The following is a 25,728-nucleotide window of genomic DNA, read 5'->3' as shown; positions in this document are numbered from 1 at the left end:
TAATCCATGATTGTGATTGCAATGGGTGTCTGTGGAACAGGTAAAACCCTAATCGGTGAATTGTTATCAGAGCGTTTGGCTTGTGAGTTCCTTGATGGTGATACGCTTCATTCAGCTGCAAATAAAAGTAAGATGAGTCAAGGCATTCCCTTAACTGATGAAGACCGCTTGCCATGGTTACAAGCAATTCGTCAGGTCATTGAAACCAAACAAAGAGACGGTGAAACAGCTGTATTTACATGTTCATCTTTAAAACGCATGTATCGCGATATTTTAAGAGGGCAGGACCAAAATGTTAAGTTTATCTACTTAAAAGGTTCTTATGAGTTATTACAGCAACGACTTGCAGAAAGATCAGGTCATTTTTTTGACCCAGCGTTGCTACAAACACAGCTAGACACATTAGAGGAACCTGATGTGAATGAAGCAATTGCTATTGATATTGCTCTCACACCAGAACAGATTATTGAACAAGTCATCCAGAAGCTAGGGGTGACTGATAGTGTGTGTCGGGGGTAAATTCATCTAGAAAGATTATCAACGCTTTAAGATATTCACCTTGTGGTTTACGGTTCAAGCAAGGTGAGTACGGATAATAATAGTGATATTGACCCGAATAAAACCTGATTACAGGGGTGAATTCGGGAATATATAAAAGACATACGAATAATAAGGTATTAAGAAGAATGAATCAGTTAAATAATCTACAGCTTAAATTCCCAGTAGTGGACGGTATTCCTGAAAGTGTGCGTCTACCATCTCAAATTCATCAGCGTGTCTCACTCGTGGATGGTGAGTTGAAGCTATGGGCGGGTGCAACCAAGAAAACATTATCTCCAATCTGGATTCAGCAGCCTGACGGTAGCCTAGAGCAAGTTGAACTTGGTAGTTATCCGGTCATGGGCGAAAAAGAAAGCGATGAAGCACTAGAGGCAGCGGTAAGGGCTTACAACAATGGTCGTGGCGAATGGCCCATGATGAAGGTTGGTGAGCGCATTGCCTGTATGCAAAAATTTATTCAGCGCATGGTGGAACAGCGAGATCTAATTATTAAGCTGATCATGTGGGAAATTGGCAAAAGCTTGGCGGATTCAGAGAAAGAATTTGACCGTACGATTACCTACATGCGTCAAACGATTGATGCCCTGAAAGATTTGGATAATGCCAACTCCCGCTTTGTAATTGCTGAAGGTACGATTGGACAAATCCGTCGTACTCCATTAGGCGTAGTGTTGTGTATGGGACCATACAACTACCCACTGAACGAAACCTTTGCAACTCTGATTCCAGCCATGCTAATGGGTAATACCATTATTTTTAAACCACCTCAATTTGGGACCTTATTGTTTGAACCGTTACTAGAAGCGTTCCGTGACTCATTTCCGAAAGGCGTGATCAATACGATTTATGCACCAGGTTCTCTAGTAGTGCCGCATTTGCTGGCATCTGGGCAAATTAATGTACTGGCACTCATTGGTTCTAGTAAAGTGGCTGATCACTTGAAGAAACAACATCCTAAATCTCACCGTCTGCGTGCGATTTTGGGGTTGGATGCGAAGAATGCAGCTATTATTCTGCCGGATGCCGACTTGGATCTAACAGTGAAAGAGTGTCTGTTGGGTGCATTGTCATTTAATGGTCAGCGTTGTACTGCGCTCAAAATGCTGATGGTACACCGCTCGATAGCCGATGAATTTGTTAACCGCTTAACGGCTGAGCTGGCCAAACTTAAAGTGGGTATGCCGTGGGAAAAAGGTGTATTTATCACCCCATTACCAGGTATGCACCGTACGGCCTACATGACTGACGTCATTGAAGATGCCGTGGCTAAAGGGGCTCAAGTAGTTAATCCGGAAGGGGGTGAATTCTGCAAAACGATGTTCTATCCAGCCGTAGTTTATCCAGTGACTGAAGGTATGAGGCTGTATCGTGAAGAACAGTTCGGTCCAGTGATACCAGTCTCTGTTTATGATGATATTGAAACTGTGCTGGAATATGTCACTACTTCTGATCATGGGCAGCAGGTGAGTATTTTTGGTAGTGACCCTGAGCAAATTGGTCATTTAGTTGATCCGTTGGTCCATCAGGTTTGCCGTGTAAACATCAATTGTCAATGTCAGCGTGGCCCTGATGTATTCCCGTTCGGTGGTCGTAAAGATTCTGCGGAAGGCACACTGTCTGTGCATGATGCGCTTCGAGCATTCTCTATCCGTTCCATGATTGCTGCTAAACAGACAGATGACAGCAAAGGCATGTTGGCCTCTATGGTGTCTGAACATTACTCTAAATTCGTGAATACTGACTTTATTTTCTAATAAATATTTGAATAAAAAAACCAGCCTACGGGCTGGTTTTTTTATAGTGACTCATAACTTGAATAATAAAAAACGCCTGAAATTGATCAGGCGTTTTTATTTGAACTCATAGATTTAATTATTGGCGAATTTGTCCGTCACCTAACACAATCCATTTTTGAGAAGTTAAGCCTTCTAAGCCAACTGGGCCGCGGGCATGGATTTTATCTGTAGAGATACCAATTTCTGCGCCTAAACCATATTCGAAACCATCAGCAAAACGAGTTGAAGCATTAATCACGACTGAACTTGAATCTACACGAGCTAAGAACTGACGAGCCAAAGTATAATTTTCAGTCACAATGGCATCAGTGTGATGTGAACCATATTTGTTGATATGGTCAATTGCTTCATCAATGCCGCTAACCACTTTAACAGCAAGAATTGGCCCTAAATATTCGGTATACCAATCTTCTTCTGTTGCAGGTTTTACAGAGGCACCCAAAATACGGCGTGTTTCTGGGCAGCCACGTAATTCAACTTGTTTTTCAGCATACAGTTCGGCAATGCGTGGTAAGAAAACGTCTGCAATTTTTTCATCAACAAGCAATGTTTCCATCGCATTACAAACACCGTAACGATGTGTTTTTGCATTTAATGTAATTGGTAAAGCTTTTTGCAAGTCTGCTTGTGCTTCAACAAATACATGGCAGTTACCATCAAGATGTTTAATCACCGGAATACGCGCTTCGTTGGTTACGCGCTCAATTAAGCTTTTACCGCCACGTGGAACGATTACATCTACATATTCAGCCATGGTGATGAGATGACCAACAGCTGCACGGTCAGAAGTTTCAATGACTTGTACTGAATGCTCAGGTAAACCAGCAACTTTTAAACCATGCTTAATTGCTTCTGCGATTGCTTTATTTGACTCGAGTGCTTCTGAACCACCACGTAAAATAATAGCATTGCCTGATTTAATCGCTAAAGATGCAGCTTCAAGTGTTACATTTGGACGTGATTCGTAAATCATACCCACTACGCCTAAAGGTACACGCATTTTTCCAATTTGAATGCCTGTGGGGCGATATGCAAGATCCGTAATTTCCCCAATTGGATCGACAAGCGCGATCACATCTTTTAAACCTTGCAACATCCCTTTAAAGCGTGCGGGCGTAAGCTCAAGACGATCAAGTAAGGCGCTGTCGAGCTGGTTGCTACGACCTTTATCCATGTCGATTTGATTCGCCGCCAAGATTGCTGCTTGATTATTTTCCAAAGCAGTATAAATAGCAGAGAGTGCATGATTTTTTAGTGAGGTAGAAGCACTTGTTAAGACGCGTGAGGCCTCGCGTGCTTGTTGCCCAACTTTTTGCATATATTGTTCAATTGAATCTTGCATAGCATTTTTTAATCATTTACCAATGAGTAAGATAGTAGCAGTCAAATGCGGAACAATGAATGGCTTTTTTTGAAAAATGTGACCGCCATAAAAAAACATTTAAATATTTTGCAAACTATTAGCGACTTAAACAAGATGAGCGGTCATTTCAGCGATTGCGTATATTTCAGACAATTGTTTAGAATGTTATTGTGCAATACAAACTAATACAAATTTTAAAGTTTTGTGCATAAAAGATTACGTGTTCAAGAAGGAACTCTTGCAGCATAAAAAAATTACAGCAAGGAGGAAGCAAGGATATGAATTCCATTATTCAAATGGATTCGGAGATCAACCAAGCTTATGCCGGTTTTGGCTTTTTCGATATCTACCATAGAGATAGTTTTAAACAACCTGCTCGTACAACATGGATTGACGGTTGGAAAATTGAATATATGGCAATTGCCGATCCTAAAACGATTCACAAAACGCCGATTGTGATTGTTGGTGGTGCTTTCCAGAATTTTAATTCTTATAAATATTGTGTTGAACAATTGTTTGAAAGTGGTCCGGTTATTTTAATTGATTTACCTTCGATGGGTGCAAATCAGCAAATTACCAATCGCGATACAGGAGTATCTGCGGGTACTTTAGAACTTCCTGATTTATCTGAAATGTTAGGACGTTGGTTAGATATCGTTGGAATACAAAAAGTTTCTGTAATGGGAATGTCTTTAGGTTCCGTGATTGCCTCTTGTTTTGCCTATCAGCGCCCTGACCTGATGGATCGTATGATCTTGATGGGAGTTATGCAAAAGACTCGTAAAAGTTGGCGAATGATTTTGGAAGAGTCTCTCAAACTCATGCAAGAAAACCGCATGGAAGAGTTTGGGCAAGCTGTTATTTTGTATTTAGTTAATCATGCAAAATTAGATAAAACTCGTATGTCACCAACCGCTAAAAAGTTATTTTTTAGACAAATGGCCGAGTTTACGGGGACTGAGCGGGAACGTTATGAAATTAACTGTAACCGCCTTTTGCGGTTAACAGATGTACCTATTCCAGAGTGTAAAACGCTAGTTGCAGCAGGGCAATACGACAGTTTTACTCTGCCTCATGAAAATGCCAATTTTGCTTTGCAATGTCCTGATATGGAATTTGCACTTATTGCAAACGCTGATCATGTACCGCAGCTCCAGCGTCGTAAAGAAACCATGAGTTTGTTCACTTCATTCTTGAAGGGTGAATCTATCCAAAATCTGGATGGGATTATTCCTATGACACGTGAACAAATGCAAAACATGGAGCGCCGTGGTGAAGAGCGAGTTCCAGTTTTGCAACCGAACACTCAACTGAGCCACCGTGAATGTAAAACAGAAGTGCCAGTGATGATTGTTGACGTGACTTTCTTTGGGATGTATTTAAAAATGGATGATGTTTCGCAGCTTGATTTTGTGAATGATCATCCACGTGATTTGGCACTTCATTTAGAAGATGAAGAAGGTCGTTTTGCAATTGAGTGTTTAATCTTTGAAGCTACTGAACAAGGAATACGTGCTTTATTTAAACATGGTAGTTTTGAGCTTGCTGATCGGTTAAGCCGTTTTATTGCTCGTCAAAAACAAGCAGCTTAATAATATAGTTATAGATGGAAGCTCGTTTATGTCGAGCTTCCATTTTTTATATTTATTATTTTATTTGAGCGTGAATAATCCAAACTAAGTCGCCTAAATGCTCTTCATGGTTATCTTGAGAAACTTGCCCAAAGAATATTTGTGGCTGTTCAATAGTAATCTGCTCAAACTCTGTATCTTTAAAAAAGTCTTTAACTTCTTGTGGACTTTTGAAATGAAAACTAAATGAACTGCGAGACATGAGTTTAAGTAACTTACTACTATTCCAAATAATACTAGCGAGTTTGTTTTTAATGGGTTCAGGATATAAGTCTGTTAAATAGTGAAACTTTTTAAAAGTAGCCCCATAGTGGCCAGTCGATTGAATCAGCTGTTTTAGTAAATCTTTATCAAAATAATTAATTAAACCTTCACTAATTACAACCAATGGGCGATTAGGGTCAAATACTTCAAATGCTTGTGCAAAAGCTTCTGTAAATAAATCAACTGATAAGATTTCAGGTGCATTTTTTTCAATTTGCTGTAACGCATTTTGTTTGGTTTGTGCCATATCGGGCAAATCAAGCTCCCGATAGGTAATCGAAGGGTAATGCTGTCTAAACCACCAGCCACGTGGAGACAGGCCACATGCTATTTCTAGAACTTGTAAATCAGGACTTTCTTGAATGAGTTGTTCTAAATGATGGTCAAGCATGGTGTGGCGTTGTTTGAGCGTAGTGCGCATACTACCGCCCACATATTTCTCTGCCCATGATTCTATTGGATGAACCAAATAAGCTAGTGATTTGCCTTTGGTTGTGGCAAGTGCTTCATGAGAGATCCCCATTTGATACCAGATATAGCCTGTATAGTGGGCTGTAAAAGAGATATGGCGGTGTTTTGAAAGTTGTTGTGTCATTCGTCCTGAACTCGATTTATTGTTTTTGTGTGGTTTGACTGATGATCAAGATCATCAGTCAAATATAGGTTTAACTCAATTTAGATCGAATTTTTAAACTCTTCAATGGCTGTTTTGACAGCTTGCCACTCATTTCCAAGCGATAAAGTTTCACCAATCTGAATTTGTGGAATTTGGCCACGCATGCGTTCTAAACGCTGTTGATTTGGCAGTGCTAAGTTTGTAATACCTTCGAGCGCTGTACAGGCTGCACTACGGTCATTACATACCAGCCCCATGTCACACCCAGCCGCTAGAGCAGCCTGAATACGAGCATCTGCGCCACCTGCGACACATGCAGCCTGCATGCTTAAGTCATCAGAGAAAAGTACACCATTAAAATTCAAACGCTTGCGTAGAACTTCTTGAATCCAGAAAGGTGAAAAACCTGCTGGATTTGGATCAACTTGATCATAAATCACATGTGCTGGCATGAGCGCATCTAGCTGAGGCATAAGCTTAATGAAGCTTTGCATATCGTGGTTGTAAATTTCGTCATAGCTACGGCTGTCGATTGCAGCAGCAACATGAGAGTCTGCTTTCACAGAACCGTGGCCTGGGAAATGTTTGCCCGTATTTGCCATTCCTGCTTTTTTCATGCCTTGCATAAATGCGCCTGCAAGTGGGGCAATATCTTCAATATTTTTAGAGAAGCCACGGTCGCCAATCACGTCACTAATTGCATTCAGATCTAGAACTGGTGCAAAACTAAAATCGATACCAACAGCCAAGACTTCTGTTGCCATTAACCAACCGCACTGTTCAGCCAGCTCAAGTGCTTTTTGAGGTTGAGTTAAATATAACTCCCCAAAACGACCCATGGCTGGTAATAAGGTAAAACCTGATCTTAGGCGCTGAACTCGGCCACCTTCTTGGTCAACAGCAATCAAAATATCTGGGCGAATTTGACGCATATGGTCGGTTAAAGCACGTACTTGTTGTGGAGATTCAATATTTCGTGCAAATAAAATCATGCCACCGACTTGCGGAGCGCGTAATAGTTCAATATCTTCTTGAGTAAGTTCTGTGCCGGCGATGTCCAGCATCAATGCGCCAATCATATTGGTTCCATTTGAATTTTGATTGAAAAACAATAAGCGAATTTTGCAATGTTTTGCTACATTTTGTCAGTACAGAATATGATAAAACTACACGGTATAAACAATTTAGTTGGTTAAGATTTTGAATCTGCTTAGTTCATATCGAAAACAGAGCGTGTAAGATAGGAACACCCAAGGAAGTATTAAAAATTTATGAAACTTCAAACTATAGCTTGTGCAGTAGCGATCGCGACTGGCGGTTTATTCTTCTCTCATACGATGAATGAAGCGAGAGCGGCAACCAATACTGCTGCGGTTTCTCAATCAATCCAGCCAACGCAAGAACAGGCTTTGGTGGCTCGCCAACTGGCAACTTTAGTTGATCGTCAACATTATTTAAATATGCGTCTGGATGCGACCACATCAAATCGTATTCTGGATATGTATTTAGATAGCCTTGATCCAGATCACTCATTATTTCTAGATTCTGAAGTTCAAAATTATAAAAAACTATATGGTTCAAATTTTGGTGCTTCATTAAAAGCGGGGAATTTAACTGGACCGTTTGCAATTCATCAGCAATATCGTGAACGCTTAAAACAATTTTATGAGTTCATGTTAGCTGAGTTAAAACAACAGCAAAATTTAAAGCAGCCTAATAGTTATATTGAAGTTGATCGTGAAAAAGCGCCGTATTTTAAAACGACTGCTGAGCAACAAAATCACTGGCGTAAAATGCTGGTTTCTCAGTTAATTAATTTAACGATTAGCCGTGAAGAAGAGCAGGCGAAACAAAAAGCGCTTAAAGAAAATCCTTCACTTGCTGATGGTCAGGACTTAACTGGCCCAGAAGATTTAACGCCAGCTCAAACGTTAACTAAACGTTATACGCGTCAGCTTGAAAGAATTAGTCGTGTGAAAAGCGATGACGTCTTGGACAAAACATTAAATGCAATGTTGGCGACCTATGATCCACATAGTAACTATTACCCGCCAATTGATGCGATCGAACTGAATCGCCAAACTACCTTGCAACTTGAAGGTATTGGTGTGTCGATTCGTCCAGAACGTGGCAACGAAGATTACACCAAGATTGAAACCATTGTAGAGGGTGGTCCTGCAAGTAAGTCTGGCCAAGTGAAATCAGGAGATCGAATCATTGGTGTCGCCCAAGAAGGCGAGAAAATGGTTGATGTAATCGGTTGGACAAGTTCTGAAATTGTTGGGCTTATTCGTGGTAAACGCGGAACAAAAGTCACATTAAAACTTCTTGGTGCTGGTGCATCAATGAGTCAGGCACGTAATGTGACTTTAGTACGTGATGTTATTCAAGAAGAAGATGCTGGTGTTCGTTCGCGCACAGTTGAAGTGACACGTGATGGCAAAAAGCATGTGTTGGGCGTAATTGAAATTCCATCATTCTATTTTGACTATCGTTCACGTCGTGCGGGTCAACAATACCGTTCAGTTTCTGAAGATACTGCAAATGCTTTCGAAGCACTAAAAGCGAAGAAAGTAGAAGGTATTATTATTGACTTACGTAATGACCCAGGTGGCTCATTAGAAGAAGTTGCACGTATGTTGGGGCAGGTGATTAAGTCTGGCCCGGTAGTACAAATTCGTGATGGCAATGGCAACGTAAGCGTGTTTGAAGATAACGATGGCGGCCAGCAAATCTATACAGGCCCACTCGCGGTATTGGTGAACTTGGCATCTGCATCGGCAAGTGAGATTTACTCTGCTGCAATTCAAGATTATGAGCGCGGTATTATTATTGGTAGTACAACCACTGGTAAGGGTACAGCTCAGGTACAACTTGATACTCTTGCATATGGTCAAGCGACTTTAACTCAGCGTAAGTTCTATCGTATTACTGGTGGTAGCACACAAAATAAAGGTGTAGTGCCAGACATTAAACTCGTCGATATCTATAACGAAGAGTTTGGTGAGCGTAAATCGAAGAATGCGTTGAAGTGGGACACAATTCCTACTGCACCATTTAAACGTGAAGGTTCTGTTCAGCCTTATGTGACAAAGTTGTCCCAATTCTCTGAACAACGTGTTGGCAATGACGCTCAGTTTAAATATCTAAATAAACGTACTGCGATTGCTAAGGTGACGAGTGATCAAAAACAAGTAGTACTTGATATTGATAAGCGCCGTGCTGAATTACTTGGCTTAGAGAAACAAACTTTAGATGCAGAAAATGAACGCCGTGCTGCAACGGGTCAAAAGCCTTTTGCAAACTGGGAAAGCTATCAAGCTTCATTAGATGCTCTAGCTGAATCTCGCGCTAAAATGAAAGCATCGCAACGTCCAGCGTTACCAGAAGAAGAAACTTTTGTGACTGAAGCTGCTAATGTACTCATGGATTATGCAAAATTGCAAAATCGCTAAGAGTTACTAGAATTTAAGAAAAAGCATGCTGTCATCAGTGTGCTTTTTTTATTTTTCATGTCAGTAAACTGTCATGCATTTATCATCAAAATGTCAAAAAAACTGCTTAATCTTTAAGCATGAAAATAAATACATTGATGGATGGCGCTATGCAAAGTTCATATGCGACAGCACTATTAAAACAACAGCAACTTCCTGAAAGCTTCCAATTCTTTTTTAAACAAAAGCAGCAGCTATCTAATGCACATTCATTGCATGATTTGGTGCGTCCACGTTTAAAAATTGCGATTGTAACGGAAACTTGGCCACCCGAAATCAATGGTGTGGCACTATCATTATTACAGTTATGTCAAGGTTTACAAAAACAGGGGCATAAGATTTTACTGATTCGCCCCGAGCAAAAAGCGAAATGTCATGACTTTATGCCAGAGCAAGAATGTCTGGTGATGTCGCAGGCGATTCCAAAATATCCAACTTTACAATTTGGTTGGCCACAATATTTAAAAGTATCGAAAGCTTTTGAAAAGTTTGTGCCAGATGTTGTGCACATCGTGACTGAAGGGCCGTTAGGTTTAACCGCCATGCAGGCTGCTAAGGCAAAAGCTATTCCTGTTTCGAGCGGCTTTCATTCGCCATTTCAAGACTTTAGTCGTTTCTTCGATTTGGCTTTTTTAGTCAAACCGATTCAAAAATACCTGTGCTGGTTTCACAATAACACTCAAGTAACTTGTGTGCCGAGTAAAGATACTCAAGAAGCATTACGCGGTTTTGGTATTACTTGTCCACTGGTTGTTGTTGGGCGTGGCGTAGATACAACCAGATTTTCACCGAAGCATCGCTCTGAAAATTTGCGAAAACAATGGGATGCTGATGAGAATACTCGCGTTATGCTTTATGTGGGGCGCTTGTCTCCCGAAAAAGAAGTGCAAGTTCTCATTGAAAGTTATGCGAACCTGCAAACCATTCAGCCACATAAAACTAAATTAGTAATTGTAGGAGATGGCCCAGATTTTGCTCGTTTAAAGTCACTACCTGAAGCGAAGGGTGTTATCTTTACCGGAAGTCTGAGAGGTCAAGATTTGGCGGCTGCCTATGCGAGTGCAGATGTATTCGTATTTGCGAGTCAAGTTGAAACGTTTGGTAACGTAGTTTTAGAGGCAATGGCAAGCGGTTTACCAGTTATAGCGTATGATTATGCATGTGCACATCAATACTTAACACATGGTGTGAATGGATGGTTAAGCCCACTTGGACAAAAAAACCACTTTATACAACAAATTTATCAGCTTCCTTCAGTACAACAACTTAGAGAAATGGGCGTACAAGCCTGTCATAAAGTACAGCAAAGCGGTTGGCAACTTCCGGTTCAGCAATTGGAGCAGGCATTTTATCAGGTAGTGAAGGAGCCCTCGTTGGACTTCACCTAAGTATCCTAAGATAGGAGAATGACCATGAAATTTAAGAATGCAAAAATAAAAATACTCGATTTAGATTTGAGAGGCTGTTTATATCTGAACAATTTCTCTCACTCACAACGTGTTGCCCTTTTTTTCAAAATTATCAGTCGTGTTGGTGATGGTCCATTTTGGTATCTAATGCTGGCAATCGTGTGGGGTATGCAAGGCATTACCTATAGCTTGCAAATCATCTACTTGTTGCTAGGTGGTTCTGTTGGCACAGCAATCTATAAATTTTTAAAACATAAAACAACGCGGCCACGTCCTTATCAGGTGCATCAGGTAATTGTACTTGGTGAAAGACCGCTTGATCACTTTAGTTTTCCATCAGGTCACACGCTGCATGCGGTTATGGTGACAATTGTATTGGGTTACATCCAGCCAGTTTTGCTTGCTGCCATGTTCCCATTTATGGTGCTTGTCGCTTTGTCTCGTATGGTACTGGGTCTTCATTACCCAAGTGATGTGATTGTTGGTGCGCTAATTGGTGCAGCGGTCGCGGCTACGATTATTTTTGTGGCGCCATTATTGAACATCGCTTTATAAGCATCGGTAATTTTTATCAGCTTAAGCTATCGATTAGGTTTGTGGATTTGCTAAAGTACACAGTTCTTGATTTAGCAGATTAAACAGATAGGAGCCGCTATGGGCTTACGTTGGACAGATACGATTGATATTGCCATTGAATTGTCAGAAGCACATCCAGAAGTTGATCCGCAATGGATCCGTTTTACCGATTTGCATGCATGGGTGTGCGCATTGCCAGACTTCAGTGATGACCCAAATAAATCGACAGAAGGATTGCTAGAAGGCATTCAGATGGCCTGGATAGACGAAGTTCGCTAAAAACAGTAGAAAAAATCGCAACTTTTACACATTCAAAGCTGATTATTGCCTATGACATCGGTATAATGCGGCAAATTTTTTAAAGTTTAAATCTTAAAATAAAGGAGCCACTCATGGCTATTGAACGTACTTTGTCTATCGTAAAACCTGATGCAGTGTCTAAAAACCACATCGGTGAAATTTTTGCTCGTTTTGAAAAAGCGGGTTTAAAAATTGTTGCGACTAAAATGAAACACCTTTCTCAAGCTGATGCTGAAGGTTTCTATGCTGAGCATAAAGAACGCGGTTTCTTTGGTGACTTAGTTGCATTCATGACTTCTGGTCCAGTTGTAGTATCTGTTCTTGAAGGCGAAAATGCAGTTCTTGCACACCGTGAAATCTTAGGTGCTACAAACCCTAAAGAAGCGGCTCCTGGTACGATTCGTGCTGACTTCGCTGTAAGCATCGACGAAAACGCTGCTCACGGTTCTGACTCAGTTGCTTCTGCAGAGCGTGAAATTGCTTACTTCTTTGCTGACAACGAGATCTGCCCACGCACTCGTTAATCGAAAGCATTCAAACCAGATAAGTGGTATACTACTTATCTGGTTTTTTTATTCTCTTAAGAGAATATTGTTTGATTCTTGAACAATATCTTCAGTTTTTTTGACATGGTTTAGGTAAATACACATGAGCTCTGCAGTGGTCGTTTCATCTGAAAATCTTGATGGACAGCAGCAATCTTCGTCCACGCCGGTAATCCCTGCTGCCGAAAATAAAGTGAATTTACTCGGCATGTCTCGTCCTGAGTTAGAAAAATTCTTTGAAGATATTGGTGAGAAGAAGTTTCGTGCCGGACAGGTCATGAAATGGATACATCAATACTTTGTTACTGACTTTGCTGAAATGACCAATATTTCAGGCAAACTACGTGCGAAGCTTGAGCAGATTTGTGAAATTAAAGCACCTGAAGTGGTTCATCGTCATTATTCAAAAGATGGTACACGTAAGTGGGTGTTTCGCGTAGGTGAGGGTGCAGGTTCTTTGGTTGAAACTGTATTAATTCCTGCCGAAGATAAAACTGGATTACGTAAAACACTTTGTATTTCCTCTCAAGTGGGCTGTGCATTAGATTGCTCATTTTGTTCAACAGGCAAACAAGGTTTCCAACGTGATTTAACGCCAGATGAAATTATTGGGCAACTCTGGATGGCAAACTATTCTTATATGGAAGAAGTGCCAGTTGCTGAGCGTGAGCGTTCAGTGACCAATGTCGTGATGATGGGCATGGGTGAGCCATTGCTCAACTATGATGCTGTATTAAGCTCAATGCAGATTATGCTTGATGACTTTGCTTATGGCATGTCAAAACGTCGTGTGACTTTATCGACATCGGGTGTTGTACCGAAAATTGACCAGCTTGCAAAAGACATTGATGTCGCTTTAGCCATTTCTTTACATGCGCCAAACGATGAATTACGTAATGAGCTTGTGCCAATTAATAAAAAATATCCATTGGCTCAGTTAATTGCAGCATGTCAGCGCTATATTGCCAAAGATGGTAATGAAAGTACGCGTAAACATGTGACCATCGAATATGTGATGTTAGAGGGCGTAAATGATCAGCCTGAACATGCACAGCAAATGATTAAGTTATTAAAAAATTTACCAAGTAAAATTAACTTGATCCCATTTAACCCATTCCCGCATGCGCCATATGGTCGCTCAAGCCGAAATCGTATTATCTCGTTCCAAAAAACTTTGTCTGATGCGGGATTTGTGTGTACGATTCGTCAAACACGTGGTGATGATATTGATGCTGCATGTGGACAGCTAGTGGGTCAGGTGGCTGATAGAACCCGCCGTGCTGAACAGTGGCAGAAAAAAGTAACACAGCGTCAAGAGATTTTGCGTACACAAGGATAAATTGAGGGCAGGCTTTGAGTATTCCAAAGTTGAAAACGGTCTTATGTATGGGGATTGCAGTTGCATTTCTGGCAAGTGGTTGCCAGACAACGCATACGCAAAAAAAAGACCCAGAGAAAGCGGTAAAGGTGCGTACACAACTTGCTGCTGAACATATCCGTTCGGGTGACTTGGACTCAGCAAAGCGAGCTCTTGATCAAGCTTTAAGTGTAGATAGTCGCGATGCTACTGCAAATATGATGATGGGTATTTTGCTACAGCAAGAAGGTAGCAAACCCAATTTAGAAAAAGCAGAACATTATTTTAAACGAGCAATTTCATCTGAACCGGATAATGCTCAAGCACATAATAATTATGGTACTTATTTATATCAAATGGAGCGTTATAATGAGGCTGTTGAGCAATTTCGTATTGCTGGCGCAACATTAGGTTATGACCAACGCTATCAGGCATTAGAAAATCTGGGGCGTATTTATTTAAAATTGGGTGATGTTGCGAATGCTGAAAAAACATTCAAACAAGCACTCCTTGCTAACCGCGACTCTTATATTTCAATGTTAGAGTTAGCGGAAATTTTTTATTTGCAGCAGCAGATTCCGGCTGCTACACAAATGTATGAGCAATATGTTCGTACAGTGGGGCAGAAAAATCAGGGTGCAAGAGCACTTTGGATTGGTGTAAGAGTGGCTCGAGCCAATGCGGATAAAATGGGAATGCAAGTGTTAGTAAACCAGTTACGTGCCTTGTTCCCGGAAAGTCCAGAATATCAACGTTATTTGCAATTACAGTATAGTACTGAGGCCGTATGGAAATAAATCCTAATTCACAGCAGCCAACTGGCTCAAGCTTACCGACTTCTGCTTTAGGAAATATTCAACGTCCTGGTGAGTATTTACGTCAAATTCGAGTTGCTCAGAATAAAGAGTTAGGGCAAGTTTCTTCAGATTTAAATATGCCGGTTAAGACCTTGACCGCTTTAGAGCAAGATGACTATAAATCATTGCCGGAAGCGACTTTCATTAAGGGTTATTACCGTTCATATGCAAAATATTTAAATACGGACGCGACCGCAATTATTCAGCGTTTCGATGAGATTTATGCAAATGATACTGGGCTGTTACCAAATCATGCCTTAAATAATTCACCAATTAAAATCATGGGTAAACTCCCGGGTTCTAATAGTGATCGTAATAAGAAATGGTTAAAGCGCGCACTTCTTGCTGTTGTAATTCTCGCTGTTGTGTCATTGCTTGTTATGGGTGTCCAAAAATGGACTTCAAAGAAAGAAGATGCTGATTTATCTAGAGTAAATCAATCGAATGTTGAAGTTTTACCTATGCAAGGAGCTACCACCTCAACAGTGGGTGATCAATTGGTGTTAAACTTTAACCGACCAACTTCTGTTCATATTGTTGATGCAACAGGTAAAGTTTTGGCGACAGGTCGTCAGTCATCAACTTTAAGTTTAAATGGTGAGTCTCCATTTCAGATTCGTCTTGATGATGCAACGGCTGTGTCATTAAGTCTAAACCAAGAACAGATTTCATTGTCTCCATATACGGTAAACGGTAAAGCAGAATTCCGTTTATCCCGCTAATACCATGAGTTGAGCGATACAATGATAGAGAACCCAATTAAACGTCGACCAACACGTAAAATCCGTGTTGGTTCGGTGTATGTCGGTGGCGATGCACCTATTAGTGTGCAAAGTATGACAAATACCGAAACTTGCGATGTCGATGCAACCGTTGCTCAAATCGAGCGTTGCGTTGATGCAGGTGCTGATATTATGCGTGTTTCGGTCCCATCTATGGAGGCTGCTGAGGCATTTGGTGCGATCCGTAAACGTGTTTCAGTTCCATTGGTGGCTGATATTCACTTTGACCATAGAATTGCTCTGGCAGTTGCAGACTATGGTGCAGACTGTTTACGTATTAACCCAGGTAATATCGGCTCAGATCAGAAAGTGCGTGAAGTTGTTGCTGCGGCACGTCATCATGGCATTTCTATGCGTATTGGGGTCAATGCGGGTTCTTTAGAAAAAGATTTACAAAAGAAATATGGCGAGCCTACAGGTGAGGCGTTGCTTGAGTCAGCACTACGTCATATTGATATTTTAGACCGCCTTGATTTTCATGAGTTTAAAGTTAGCGTAAAAGCCTCAAATGTGTTTTTAACCATGGATGCTTACCGCTTGCTTTCTCAGCAAATTGATAATCCATTACACCTTGGCGTTACCGAAGCAGGTATTTACCGTACGGGTACTGTGAAATCAGCGATTGCCCTTGGCGGATTATTGATGGAAGGTATTGGCGATACGATGCGTATTTCGCTTGCTGCCGAACCGGAAGATGAAATCAAGATTGGTTTTGATATCTTAAAATCGCTTGGTCTACGCTCTAACGGCATTAACTTTATTGCTTGCCCAAGTTGCTCTCGCCAAGAATTTAATGTTATTCAGGTAATGCAAGCATTGGAAGAGCGTCTAGAAGATATTCGTACTCCAATGGATGTGTCAGTGATTGGTTGTAAGGTAAATGGCCCGGGTGAAGCAAAAGAAGCTGATATCGGGGTTGTCGGGGCAGCGCCTCGCTCATTGGTTTATCGTAATGGTGAAAAAAGCCATTTAATCGATACCGATCAATTGGTTGATGAAATCGAAACTATGGTTCGTCAACGTGTCCAAGAGCTTGAAGAAGCTAAATCTAAAGAAATTATTCGTAGTTCATCATGAGTTCAATCGTCGCAATCAAAGGTTTTAATGACATCTTGCCAACGCAAACAGTAGCGTGGAGACGTCTCGAGCAACATTTAGCATCTTTAATGGATGCTTATGGATATCAACAAATTCGTTTGCCGATCGTTGAACAAACGGGTTTGTTTAAACGTGCTATTGGTGATGCTACCGATATTGTTGAAAAAGAAATGTATACCTTTTTTGACAAAGGCAATCCACCAGAGTCATTAACCTTACGCCCGGAAGGTACAGCAGGTTGTGTTCGTGCATTGGTTGAACATAATTTGTTGCGCGGTGCTACGCCACGTGTGTGGTATATGGGACCTATGTTCCGTTATGAGAAGCCACAAAAAGGACGTTACCGCCAGTTCCACCAGTTTGGCGTGGAAACTTTCGGTGTTGCGACTCCTGATATCGATGCTGAATTGATTATGTTGACCGCTCGTTTATGGAAACGTATGGGCGTTGCTGATAAGGTTCAGCTTGAGTTAAATACTTTGGGCGAAACTGATGAGCGTACAGAGTATCGTAATGCTTTAGTTGCGTTTTTAAACGAGCATAAAGATGCGTTGGATGAAGACTCACAGCGTCGTTTAACAACGAATCCATTACGTATTTTGGATTCTAAAATTGAATCTACTCAGAAAATTTTAGAAAATGCACCGAAATTACATGACTTCTTGAAAGAAGAAAGCTTGGATCATTTTAAGCAGTTACAAGATTATTTGACTGCTGCTGGCATCCAATTTGTCATTAATCAAAAATTGGTGCGTGGTCTAGACTATTACAACAAAACCGTTTTTGAATGGACAACAACTGCACTTGGTTCGCAAGGTACTGTATGTGCTGGCGGTCGCTACGACGGTTTAGTTGGTCAGCTAAAAGGTAAGGCCGATCAATCTGTACCTGCTGTTGGTTTTGCGATGGGTATGGAGCGTTTATTGCTTCTACTTGAGCAGGTTGAACAGGCTCAAGTTATACGTGATTGTGAAGTCTTCTTGGTTGCAGAACCTGCTTATCAAACTAAAGCTTTGATTTTAGCGGAGCAATTACGTGACCAGTTAGAAGCTGCAAATAGCAGTATTCGAATCAAAACAGGTTCACAAGGCAGTATGAAGAGTCAGATGAAAAAAGCTGATCAGGCTGGGGCTGTTTACGCCATGATTTTAGGTGAGCGTGAATGGGAAGCACAGCAGCTTGCTATCAAAGAGTTAGCAACAGCTGAGCAGTCACAAGTTGCGCTGGCTGAGCTTGTACCATTCTTAATCGAAAAATTTACAAAATAAACTGAAACATCTGGAAAAGGACAATCACATGAGTGTAAGTGATGAAGAACAATTCGACAGCTTAAAGTCGTTCGCCAAAAAATATGGTTCTGCCATGATTAGCGGGATTCTCATTGCATTGATTGCCTTTTTTGGGTGGGAATATTGGCAAAAAAGAAATCTTGCGAGCAGCCAGACAGAAACTGCAAAAGTACAGCAGTTAATGGATGAGGCAAATGCAAGTGCTGATAATCCTAATGCTTTAACTTCGGTCACTGCATCGGCAGATAAAATCGTAAAAGATGATATCGATTCTGTTCAGGCGATACAGACTCAGTTTGTATTAGCAAAATTAGCCTATGAAAAACAAGACTATGCTGCTGCTGAAAAAGCATTGAAGAAAGTCGAAAATTCAAAAGTAAAAGATGAAGGTTTGATTCAGGTTGTAAAATTGCGTTTAGCAGATGCACAATTGGCGCAAAACAAATATGATGAAGCACTAAAAACCTTGTCTGGTAACGTCGATCCTGCATTTAAAGCAACAGTAGAAGAGTTACGTGGTGATATCTTTGTTGCCAAGAAAGATATTGATTCTGCTAAAAAAGCGTATCAGGCAGCATGGGATTCGTTACTGGAACGTAAACAAGAACGACAAATTTTACAAATTAAACTCGAAAGTGTTGGCGTTTTAGTTGAAGATCCACAGATTGAGCGCCCAATTTTGGAAACACAGGTGGAAGAGTCTTAATGAATCAGAAATTCAAACTGCCTTTGGCAATTGCAATCGCATCAGCTGTACTGGTGGGATGTTCTAGCAACAAAGTAAAAGAAGCAAAACCAAATCCACTACCGAAATTGACTGAGTCGAAAAAGACTCTAGTACCCGTGTTTTCGCGCAGTGTTTCTTCTACTGATAAGGCAGATCCGTTACGTTTGCAGCTTGACGCAAGTGAGGGCGTGGTCTTTACGCTTGACCCAAAAGGTGAAGTCGCTGCATATCGTGGTAAGCAGCGTCTTTGGGAGAAAAAAGTCAGCAAATTAGGCTTGAGCTCTGGTGTTGAAGCTGCTGAAGGAATTGTTGTTGTTGGTAATAGTAAAGGTCAACTTTTTGCTTTAGATCAGGCAACAGGTGAACAAAAGTGGACTGCGCAGTTATCTGGTGCACTATTAAGTCCTTCTTTAGTTCAGTCTGGACGCGTTATTACCATTGCTAATGATGGTACTGTATTTGCGCATGATGCTGCTTCAGGCCAACAAGTTTGGGCTTATAAATTACCAAATGTCCAATTTAGTTTACGTGGTCAGGCCTCACCGGTGAGTCTTGACCCGCGTACCGTATTAATCGCATCTGCGAATGCGTATGTTTATGCAATTGATACGATTAGTGGTATTCCACGTTTCCAACGCCGTGTTGCAGTAAGTGAAGGCCGTTCTGATATTCAACGTTTGATTGATATCGATGGTGATCCTACTGTTGCTGGACAGTTTATGGTAACGACTAGTTTCCAAGGGCAAGTGACTGTAACTGATCTAGCTTCGCAACGTGTAGTTTGGAGTGAAGACTCAAGCAGCACGAAGCGTCCAGAAGTTTATGACAATAAAGTATTTGTTTCATCAACTGATGGTAAGTTAACTGCTTATGATTTAACGACAGGCGAACAAGTTTGGCAAAATGATAGTTTATTAAACCGTCATTTAAGTAACCCTGTTGTGTTGGGATCGGATCTTATTGTGGGTGATTTAGATGGCGTATTACATCTTGTTGATCCTGCAACAGGTAAGTTGATTGGTCGTTCAAAAACAAGTGGGGAGGTCAATACATTACGTGTTATTGAGAACCAACTTTACGTTTCGACCAGAAAAGGCGATTTAAGTATTTGGCAGAATCGTTAATTTCGTTTGCTTGTGCTAAAATAGCCGCTTAACAAATTACGCTGTTAAAAAAATATCGGGGTGTTTGAATTAAATCAGTTCAAAGCCCCGTCTTTTATTATGGTCATATCTGACCTTAAAATATATCTCCTGTATTGTTTCTAATGCTCATGCCATGAGATATGGCTGGTCTTGAATTAAGGTTATTGTATGAAACCCGTTATTGCGCTCATTGGTCGTCCGAATGTCGGAAAATCAACGTTATTTAACCAGATTACCAAGAGTCGTGATGCACTTGTAGCCGACTTCGCGGGTCTGACTCGTGACCGTAAATATGGTGATGCGACTTATCAAAATAAGTCTTTCATTGTTGTTGATACTGGCGGTATCGGTGAGAGTGAAGGCGGTATCGATAACTACATGGCCGAGCAGTCAAAAACAGCGATCAATGAAGCAGATATTATTATTTTTGTGGTTGACGCTCGTGCGGGATTGTTAGCTTCTGATGAGCAAATTGCTCGTGAACTACGTACTTTAGGCAAGAAAATTTATCTTGTTGCGAACAAGGTAGATGGTGTTCATGCTGAAGCAGCTTTGGTTGAGTTCTACAAACTTGGTATGGGTGAACCATTACAAGTTGCCGCTAGCCATGGTCGTGGCGTACAGCAAATGCTGGAAGATGTACTTGCGGAAGTTCCAGAAGATGAAAATCCTGAAGAACATGACAAAGATACTGGCTTACGTTTAGCAATTATTGGTCGTCCTAACGTTGGTAAGTCAACACTGGTCAACCGTTTGCTTGGTGAAGACCGTGTGGTGGCATTTGACCAACCAGGTACAACTCGTGACTCGATTTACATTCCTTTTGAGCGTGAAGGTCGTAAATACACTTTAATTGATACAGCAGGTGTGCGTCGTAAAGGTAAGGTTGATGAAATGATTGAGAAGTTCTCAATTGTTAAAACTTTGCAAGCCATGAAAGATGCACATGTTGTCGTAGTTGTAGTCGATGCGCGTGAAGGTATTGTTGAGCAAGACTTGCATTTAATTGGCTATGCGCTTGAAGCTGGTCGTGCCATGGTTATTGCCATCAACAAATGGGATAACATGTCTGAATACGACCGCAAGCAGTGTAAGCTTGATGTTGAACGTCGTTTTGACTTTATTCCATGGGCAAAAATCCATTTAATTTCTGCTTTACATGGAACTGGGGTGGGTGATTTATATCCTTCTATCCACCGTGCTTATGAGTCTGCGAACTTAAAAGTATCACCAGCTAAATTGACTCAAATTTTGAGTGATGCGACAGAAGCTCATCAACCGCCAATGATTAGCGGTCGTCGTATTAAAATGCGTTATGCGCATATGGGTGGACAGAACCCACCAACTATTGTGATCCACGGTAATAAGGTTGATAAGACACCTGCTGATTATCGTCGTTACTTGGAAAACGTATTCCGTAAAGTATATAAACTTGAAGGTACGCCAGTTCGTATTGACTTTAAAACTTCTGAAAACCCGTTTGAAGGTCGTAAAAGTCAGGTTGATGAACGTACTGCTGCACGTCGCCGTCGTTATATTCAGAAATTTAAGAAAGCAGAGAAAAAATTTAACCGTTAAGTTTTTTCTTATTCAAAAACCCAAAGTTTTCTTTGGGTTTTTTTTGCAAATAAATGAACTACTCCGAAGAGTTATGAAAAAGTGTGAGTGATAAACGTAATTTTTTGTAAATTTTATAACGAATGCTATAATCAGCATCTTTATAAAATAATTTATATTTCGACAGAATAATGCGGCTTAGGGTTCATTTTTTAGCATGGTAACATTACATCTTGCTCAGCTTATATTTACACATGCTCAGCCTTCCTATGCGGCTCTCGACTGCATCCCAGCTATGCAGCGTAGACGTTTATCACCATTGGCCAAACTTGCTTTAAATAGTGCGATCGGTGCATTAGAAGATAGTAAGGCCGATTATATTGTTTGGGTATCAAAATATGGTGATGAGGCAAAAACGTTAAATATCTTGCAAGACGTTTTAAATGATCAAACTCCATCGCCAACACAATTTTCAACGTCTGTTCATAATGCAATTTCGGGCCTCTACTCGATTTTATGTCAGGATGATACTCCCTCTACAAGCTTAAGCTGTTCATGGACTGAAGGTTTGATTGAGGCTTATGCACTTTTAAAGTCAATGCCTGAGATTAAGCGGGTCTTAGTCGTCGCTTATGATGAGCCATTACCTAATATTTATGCTGAGGCAGTCGATTTTTCTGCCTATGCGATGGCTGCTGTTGTTACTTTAGAGCAACCTAATTTACAAATTACTGCGTGGACGCATATAGATGAAGCAGATGCTCCTGCTTTTGCTCATTTTTGGCAGGATGCTGACCAGTTAACATCTGCATTTGGGTGGAACAAATGCTAAATCTTAAAAATCTCAAGCAAAAAAGTAATTATTGCTGGCGTGTGGCTGCTACTGGCTTTAGTTTTGCCAGTTTTGGGCTGGGTGGTATGGCCATTGCCTCAGTGATTGCACCCGTACTCAATGCAACCACTTCTGATCCGCAAAAGCGGCAGCAACGTGCGCAAAATGTGATTAAATATAGTTTTAAAGGCTTTACCGACATGATGGTCAAACTCGGCATCATGACTTATTCGGTAGAGGGGCTAGAAAAACTACAAAATAGTCGCCAAGAGCTGGTGATTGCCAATCATCCGACTTTGATTGATGTTGTAGTACTAATTGGTATGATGCAGCAGGCTAATTGTGTCGTGAAGCAGTCTCTTTGGTCGAACCCATTTACCAAAGGTCCCGTACAAAGCGCAGGCTATATTTTAAATGCAGGTTCTCAGCAGTTTGTTGAAGACTGTGTAAAGCGTCTAAAAGAAAATAATGCGGCTTCTCTTTTAATTTTTCCGGAAGGAACGCGCACTGAAAAAGGGATGACCTTAAACGAGTTTCAGCGAGGCGCAGCCAATATTGCCATTCGTGCAAATGTACCAATTCGCCCAGTAATTATTACTTGTACACCATCAACTTTAACCAAGAATGAAAAATGGTACCACGTACCATCTCAACCATTTCATATCGAGGTCAAGGTATTAGATGCTGTGCAAGTATCAGATCTGTTAGATGATTTAACAGTAGGACCTAAACAAGTTCGTCAGTTAAGTCGTAGTTTTTATAATATTTTTGATGAAGAGTTATCTTGAAATGAGCAATCTTGCTGATGAACTAAAGCAAATGATTATTGATGTTCTAGCACTAGAAGATATTACTATTGCCGATATTGATACAGAAGCTCCATTATTTGGAGAAGGTTTAGGATTAGACTCGATTGATGCACTTGAGTTGGGACTGGCTTTGAAAAAGCGTTACAACATTCATTTAAATGCAGAGTCGGATGAAACCAAACAGCATTTTAAGTCAATCCAGAGCTTGGTTGCTTTAGTTGAAGCACAACAGAAGTCATAAGGAGCGTGATGATGTTATCTCAAGAGCAAGTACTAGCTAAACTCCGCGAATGGATGGAAGATTTGTTTGAGATTGAACCAGAGACTGTTCAACTCGATTCGAACCTTTATTCAGACCTTGATGTGGACAGTATTGATGCGGTCGATTTAGTTGTAAAAATTAAAGAGTTAACAGGCAAGCAAGTAAAGCCTGAAGACTTTAAAAATGTGAGAACCGTACTTGATGTGGTGACGGTTATTCAGAACATGACTGCTGAATGAAGTTTATTCTTAAAGGGATAATGACGGCACTTTTTGTGCTGTATCCCTTTATTGTGGGCTGGAGTTTGAGTCACGGCCAATTTGTCTGGGTGAGTGCTTTACTCATCGGGTTGGGTGTGATCAGACTTTTTAGCAAAGGCAACTCGTTATTATGGCCATTAACGGGTTTTGCTATCGTTTGCGGTAGTCTAAGTTTATTGTTACATGACCATGCTTGGCTAAAGTTATATCCAGTGGGTATGAGTTTAGGCGCATTAATTATTTTTTCGCTGACACTCATTAAGCCGCCGTCTATGATTGAGCGCTTTGCCCGACTCGTTGAACCTGATTTACCTGCTTCTGGCGTACAGTGGACCAGACAGGTCACCAAAGTTTGGTGTGTTTTCTTTTTTTGTAATGCACTGATTGCTTTAAGCACTGTGCTTTTTACCTCAACTCAGGTTTGGGTCATTTATAATGGCTTTATTTCTTATGTGCTGATGGGCATTTTGTTCCTTGGTGAATTTATTTTGCGTAAGCGACATCAGCGTTTACATTCTTCAAATCATTAATTAAAAACTATGTATTGCCATTTTCAGAAATTCATCGATTCAGCTCAGCCACTTTGTATAGACGGTACTCTAAACTCGACCAGTTTTAATCAATTTTGGCAGGATGTGGCGTTACAAGCTGCTGCAATTGCTCAAATGGAAAATCTAACTTGGGCTTTATGGGAAGCAGATAGTTATGAATTTCTGGTTTTATTCTTTGCTGCTTTGTTAGCGAAAAAACAAATACTTTTGCCACCCAATCGAGTGCGTGAATTAGAACAGGATTTTGCAGCACAACAGATTTATTTTTTAAAGCGTCAAGAAATTGGAGAAGTTGTTCCTTTATCTTTAACCTTAGATGATACTTTTTTAGAGCAGGCTCAACTCTATTTTTATACGTCGGGTTCAACTGGGGAACCTAAAAAAATTCCAAGAACACTTAGACAATTACTTAACGAAGTCCAAGGGTTGAGTCAGAGTTTTAGCTTTGATGAACATGCAACTGCGATTGCAACAGTTAGTCATCAACATATTTATGGATTACTGTTTAAATTATTACTACCACTTTCTACAGGTCGAAGTTTTTATAATCCTCAAATGGCATTCCCTGAAGATGTGGTACAAGCCCAAAAACAATTAGAAACAATGGGGTTAAGCAATTATTTGATCTCAAGTCCTGCTTTATTAAAACGCTGGACAACCGATGTTGTTTTACAACACTGCCAGATGGTGTTTAGTTCTGGGGGCAAGCTAGAAAGTGGTGTTCGCCCTTTATTAAATCGTCCGATTATTGAGGTTTTGGGAAGTTCGGAAACTGGTGGTATTGCCCATCGTGCTAAAGATGAAGATGCTTGGACTGCATTTAGTAATGTGGCTATTCGGATTGAAGACCAACAGCTTATGGTCAAGAGTAATCATGCCTATGAGAATGACTGGATTACCACAGGTGATGGTGCTGTATGGACAGATGCCACATGTCAGACCTTTAAGCTGATGGGGCGTACAGATCGGATTGTAAAACTTGAAGAAAAGCGTTTAAGTCTAGATGCGATCGAGCAAAGCATTCAAGCCTTAGATGTCGTAAAGCAATGCCATGTATTGGTATTTGAACATGAGCAACGCCAAATGTTGGGTTGTATTGTTGTTCTAACAGAACAAGCTCATGAACAATTACAGCAACAGGGTAAGTCTGCTTTTGTCAGCCATTTAAAACAACAGTTGAAAGACAGCTTGGAAATGATCGCAATTCCACGTCAGTGGCGTTTCCTCAGTCAGTTACCACAAAATACTCAGTCCAAACTCAATAAAAACTATTTGAAAACTCTATTTAAGCCTATGTTGCAACCCGTGGTGCTGTCACAGTCTCAAAATTCAGATGACTACATTTGGGAGTTGGAATTTCCACCTGAGTTAGCTTGTTTTAAAGGGCATTTCCCAACACAACCGATTTATCCTGGGGTTGGGCAAATAGGTTTTTTACAACATTTTGCTAAATCAATTTGGTCTGATTTGAGCTGGTGTCAGGGATATGAGCAGTTAAAATTTCAAAACCTGATTCGTCCGTATGCTGTGGTACAACTCAAGCTTGCTCGAAAAGAGCATAAAGTGAGTTTTGAACTACGCGATTCAGAACAGATTCTGGCTTCAGGGCGATTAGTATTTGCCTTGCAAACAGAAGTAGAGGATTAA

General features: G+C 40.7%; 25 protein-coding genes. 22 read left to right on the top strand and 3 right to left on the bottom strand.

The features are described from left to right. Positions 1-6: 6 nt before the first annotated feature. Together MKL33_RS07530 and MKL33_RS07525 are read left to right on the top strand one after the other, a co-directional pair. Positions 7-519: a gluconokinase gene (locus MKL33_RS07530; RefSeq protein ID WP_270906752.1), complete on the top strand. Its 513-nt coding sequence runs from the start codon at positions 7-9 to the stop codon at positions 517-519. Between the two features lie 167 nt (positions 520-686). Then, positions 687-2,315 carry an NADP-dependent glyceraldehyde-3-phosphate dehydrogenase gene (locus tag MKL33_RS07525; RefSeq protein WP_270906751.1) on the top strand — a complete coding sequence of 543 codons (1,629 nt, stop codon included), beginning with the start codon at positions 687-689 and terminating at the stop codon, positions 2,313-2,315. A gap of 118 nt (positions 2,316-2,433) precedes the next feature. Here MKL33_RS07525 and MKL33_RS07520 read toward each other — a convergent pair whose 3' ends face one another. Then, the gene (locus MKL33_RS07520) at positions 2,434-3,699 is read right to left on the bottom strand and encodes a glutamate-5-semialdehyde dehydrogenase (RefSeq protein ID WP_044101247.1); all 1,266 of its coding nucleotides are present in this window, start codon (positions 3,697-3,699) and stop codon (positions 2,434-2,436) included. A 299-nt stretch (positions 3,700-3,998) separates the two neighbouring features. Between MKL33_RS07520 and MKL33_RS07515 the strand changes: the two genes are divergently transcribed. Continuing rightward, positions 3,999-5,312, top strand: a complete 1,314-nt coding sequence (locus MKL33_RS07515; protein WP_270906750.1) for an alpha/beta fold hydrolase — start codon at positions 3,999-4,001, stop codon at positions 5,310-5,312. A gap of 55 nt (positions 5,313-5,367) precedes the next feature. Here the strand turns inward: MKL33_RS07515 and MKL33_RS07510 are convergent, their stop codons facing one another. Together MKL33_RS07510 and nagZ are read right to left on the bottom strand one after the other, a co-directional pair. Next, entirely contained in the window at positions 5,368-6,210 is an 843-nt protein-coding gene (locus MKL33_RS07510) for a class I SAM-dependent methyltransferase (RefSeq protein WP_270906749.1), read from the bottom strand. An 80-nt stretch (positions 6,211-6,290) separates the two neighbouring features. Next, positions 6,291-7,310 (bottom strand): beta-N-acetylhexosaminidase, encoded by a 1,020-nt coding sequence (nagZ, locus tag MKL33_RS07505; protein ID WP_270906748.1) that lies wholly within the window; start codon positions 7,308-7,310, stop codon positions 6,291-6,293. 192 nt (positions 7,311-7,502) lie between these two features. On the opposite strand from nagZ, the gene MKL33_RS07500 reads away from it, so the two are divergent. The 19 genes from MKL33_RS07500 to MKL33_RS07410 all read left to right on the top strand — a co-directional run bounded on the left by MKL33_RS07500 (position 7,503) and on the right by MKL33_RS07410 (position 25,728). Next, entirely contained in the window at positions 7,503-9,686 is a 2,184-nt protein-coding gene (locus MKL33_RS07500) for a carboxy terminal-processing peptidase (protein WP_017385731.1), read from the top strand. 137 nt (positions 9,687-9,823) lie between these two features. Beyond that, the gene (locus MKL33_RS07495) at positions 9,824-11,113 is read left to right on the top strand and encodes a glycosyltransferase family 4 protein (protein ID WP_270906812.1); all 1,290 of its coding nucleotides are present in this window, start codon (positions 9,824-9,826) and stop codon (positions 11,111-11,113) included. Positions 11,114-11,137: 24 nt separating this feature from the next. Then, positions 11,138-11,689 carry a phosphatase PAP2 family protein gene (locus tag MKL33_RS07490; RefSeq protein ID WP_017482038.1) on the top strand — a complete coding sequence of 184 codons (552 nt, stop codon included), beginning with the start codon at positions 11,138-11,140 and terminating at the stop codon, positions 11,687-11,689. Positions 11,690-11,788: 99 nt separating this feature from the next. Continuing rightward, on the top strand, positions 11,789-11,989 hold the full coding sequence (gene iscX / locus MKL33_RS07485; RefSeq protein WP_004698764.1) for a Fe-S cluster assembly protein IscX: 201 nt from the start codon (positions 11,789-11,791) through the stop codon (positions 11,987-11,989). Positions 11,990-12,102: 113 nt separating this feature from the next. Continuing rightward, positions 12,103-12,534, top strand: a complete 432-nt coding sequence (gene ndk, locus MKL33_RS07480; RefSeq protein ID WP_000963851.1) for a nucleoside-diphosphate kinase — start codon at positions 12,103-12,105, stop codon at positions 12,532-12,534. A gap of 124 nt (positions 12,535-12,658) precedes the next feature. Beyond that, positions 12,659-13,894 carry a 23S rRNA (adenine(2503)-C(2))-methyltransferase RlmN gene (gene rlmN / locus MKL33_RS07475; protein WP_002115097.1) on the top strand — a complete coding sequence of 412 codons (1,236 nt, stop codon included), beginning with the start codon at positions 12,659-12,661 and terminating at the stop codon, positions 13,892-13,894. Positions 13,895-13,908: 14 nt separating this feature from the next. Continuing rightward, the gene (gene pilW, locus MKL33_RS07470) at positions 13,909-14,709 is read left to right on the top strand and encodes a type IV pilus biogenesis/stability protein PilW (RefSeq protein WP_213030436.1); all 801 of its coding nucleotides are present in this window, start codon (positions 13,909-13,911) and stop codon (positions 14,707-14,709) included. Continuing rightward, positions 14,700-15,491: a helix-turn-helix domain-containing protein gene (locus MKL33_RS07465; RefSeq protein WP_270906747.1), complete on the top strand. Its 792-nt coding sequence runs from the start codon at positions 14,700-14,702 to the stop codon at positions 15,489-15,491. Before pilW ends, MKL33_RS07465 begins: the two co-directional genes overlap by 10 nt. A 21-nt stretch (positions 15,492-15,512) precedes the next feature. Further along, positions 15,513-16,628 carry a flavodoxin-dependent (E)-4-hydroxy-3-methylbut-2-enyl-diphosphate synthase gene (ispG, locus tag MKL33_RS07460; protein WP_086400274.1) on the top strand — a complete coding sequence of 372 codons (1,116 nt, stop codon included), beginning with the start codon at positions 15,513-15,515 and terminating at the stop codon, positions 16,626-16,628. Next, on the top strand, positions 16,625-17,917 hold the full coding sequence (hisS, locus tag MKL33_RS07455; protein ID WP_017385736.1) for a histidine--tRNA ligase: 1,293 nt from the start codon (positions 16,625-16,627) through the stop codon (positions 17,915-17,917). Before ispG ends, hisS begins: the two co-directional genes overlap by 4 nt. A gap of 28 nt (positions 17,918-17,945) precedes the next feature. Next, positions 17,946-18,644, top strand: coding sequence for a YfgM family protein (locus MKL33_RS07450; protein WP_017398816.1), 699 nt, complete (start codon positions 17,946-17,948; stop codon positions 18,642-18,644). After that, a complete protein-coding gene (gene bamB / locus MKL33_RS07445) occupies positions 18,644-19,789 on the top strand; it encodes an outer membrane protein assembly factor BamB (RefSeq protein WP_064785518.1) in 1,146 nt (381 codons plus the stop codon). Before MKL33_RS07450 ends, bamB begins: the two co-directional genes overlap by 1 nt. A 189-nt stretch (positions 19,790-19,978) precedes the next feature. Continuing rightward, a complete protein-coding gene (gene der / locus MKL33_RS07440; RefSeq protein WP_005066184.1) occupies positions 19,979-21,388 on the top strand; it encodes a ribosome biogenesis GTPase Der in 1,410 nt (469 codons plus the stop codon). A gap of 196 nt (positions 21,389-21,584) precedes the next feature. Then, positions 21,585-22,199 (top strand): beta-ketoacyl synthase chain length factor, encoded by a 615-nt coding sequence (locus MKL33_RS07435; RefSeq protein WP_270906746.1) that lies wholly within the window; start codon positions 21,585-21,587, stop codon positions 22,197-22,199. Then, positions 22,184-22,987, top strand: a complete 804-nt coding sequence (locus tag MKL33_RS07430; protein WP_270906745.1) for a lysophospholipid acyltransferase family protein — start codon at positions 22,184-22,186, stop codon at positions 22,985-22,987. The genes MKL33_RS07435 and MKL33_RS07430 overlap by 16 nt, the downstream gene beginning before the upstream one ends. A 1-nt stretch (position 22,988) precedes the next feature. Then, positions 22,989-23,249 carry a phosphopantetheine-binding protein gene (locus tag MKL33_RS07425; RefSeq protein ID WP_000067033.1) on the top strand — a complete coding sequence of 87 codons (261 nt, stop codon included), beginning with the start codon at positions 22,989-22,991 and terminating at the stop codon, positions 23,247-23,249. Between the two features lie 5 nt (positions 23,250-23,254). Beyond that, on the top strand, positions 23,255-23,509 hold the full coding sequence (locus MKL33_RS07420; RefSeq protein WP_171257892.1) for an acyl carrier protein: 255 nt from the start codon (positions 23,255-23,257) through the stop codon (positions 23,507-23,509). Continuing rightward, positions 23,506-24,060, top strand: a complete 555-nt coding sequence (locus tag MKL33_RS07415; RefSeq protein ID WP_086393920.1) for a septation protein IspZ — start codon at positions 23,506-23,508, stop codon at positions 24,058-24,060. The genes MKL33_RS07420 and MKL33_RS07415 overlap by 4 nt, the downstream gene beginning before the upstream one ends. 9 nt (positions 24,061-24,069) lie before the next feature. Then, positions 24,070-25,728: an AMP-binding protein gene (locus MKL33_RS07410; protein WP_270906744.1), complete on the top strand. Its 1,659-nt coding sequence runs from the start codon at positions 24,070-24,072 to the stop codon at positions 25,726-25,728.

Source organism: Acinetobacter sp. AOR43_HL (assembly GCF_027854635.1).
Classification (GTDB): Bacteria; Pseudomonadota; Gammaproteobacteria; order Pseudomonadales; family Moraxellaceae; genus Acinetobacter; species Acinetobacter pittii.
The sequence above is the reverse complement of the archived record's forward strand: the minus strand, read 5'-3'. Positions and strand labels throughout refer to the sequence as shown.

Coding starts and splice junctions, on each gene's coding strand:
- MKL33_RS07530 (WP_270906752.1), top strand. CDS start 7: ATGATTGTGATTGCAATGGGTGTCTGTGGAACAGGTAAAACCCTAATC.
- MKL33_RS07525 (WP_270906751.1), top strand. CDS start 687: ATGAATCAGTTAAATAATCTACAGCTTAAATTCCCAGTAGTGGACGGT.
- MKL33_RS07520 (WP_044101247.1), bottom strand. CDS start 3,699: ATGCAAGATTCAATTGAACAATATATGCAAAAAGTTGGGCAACAAGCA.
- MKL33_RS07515 (WP_270906750.1), top strand. CDS start 3,999: ATGAATTCCATTATTCAAATGGATTCGGAGATCAACCAAGCTTATGCC.
- MKL33_RS07510 (WP_270906749.1), bottom strand. CDS start 6,210: ATGACACAACAACTTTCAAAACACCGCCATATCTCTTTTACAGCCCAC.
- nagZ (WP_270906748.1), bottom strand. CDS start 7,310: ATGATTGGCGCATTGATGCTGGACATCGCCGGCACAGAACTTACTCAA.
- MKL33_RS07500 (WP_017385731.1), top strand. CDS start 7,503: ATGAAACTTCAAACTATAGCTTGTGCAGTAGCGATCGCGACTGGCGGT.
- MKL33_RS07495 (WP_270906812.1), top strand. CDS start 9,824: ATGGATGGCGCTATGCAAAGTTCATATGCGACAGCACTATTAAAACAA.
- MKL33_RS07490 (WP_017482038.1), top strand. CDS start 11,138: ATGAAATTTAAGAATGCAAAAATAAAAATACTCGATTTAGATTTGAGA.
- iscX (WP_004698764.1), top strand. CDS start 11,789: ATGGGCTTACGTTGGACAGATACGATTGATATTGCCATTGAATTGTCA.
- ndk (WP_000963851.1), top strand. CDS start 12,103: ATGGCTATTGAACGTACTTTGTCTATCGTAAAACCTGATGCAGTGTCT.
- rlmN (WP_002115097.1), top strand. CDS start 12,659: ATGAGCTCTGCAGTGGTCGTTTCATCTGAAAATCTTGATGGACAGCAG.
- MKL33_RS07465 (WP_270906747.1), top strand. CDS start 14,700: ATGGAAATAAATCCTAATTCACAGCAGCCAACTGGCTCAAGCTTACCG.
- ispG (WP_086400274.1), top strand. CDS start 15,513: ATGATAGAGAACCCAATTAAACGTCGACCAACACGTAAAATCCGTGTT.
- hisS (WP_017385736.1), top strand. CDS start 16,625: ATGAGTTCAATCGTCGCAATCAAAGGTTTTAATGACATCTTGCCAACG.
- MKL33_RS07450 (WP_017398816.1), top strand. CDS start 17,946: ATGAGTGTAAGTGATGAAGAACAATTCGACAGCTTAAAGTCGTTCGCC.
- bamB (WP_064785518.1), top strand. CDS start 18,644: ATGAATCAGAAATTCAAACTGCCTTTGGCAATTGCAATCGCATCAGCT.
- der (WP_005066184.1), top strand. CDS start 19,979: ATGAAACCCGTTATTGCGCTCATTGGTCGTCCGAATGTCGGAAAATCA.
- MKL33_RS07435 (WP_270906746.1), top strand. CDS start 21,585: ATGGTAACATTACATCTTGCTCAGCTTATATTTACACATGCTCAGCCT.
- MKL33_RS07425 (WP_000067033.1), top strand. CDS start 22,989: ATGAGCAATCTTGCTGATGAACTAAAGCAAATGATTATTGATGTTCTA.
- MKL33_RS07415 (WP_086393920.1), top strand. CDS start 23,506: ATGAAGTTTATTCTTAAAGGGATAATGACGGCACTTTTTGTGCTGTAT.
- MKL33_RS07410 (WP_270906744.1), top strand. CDS start 24,070: ATGTATTGCCATTTTCAGAAATTCATCGATTCAGCTCAGCCACTTTGT.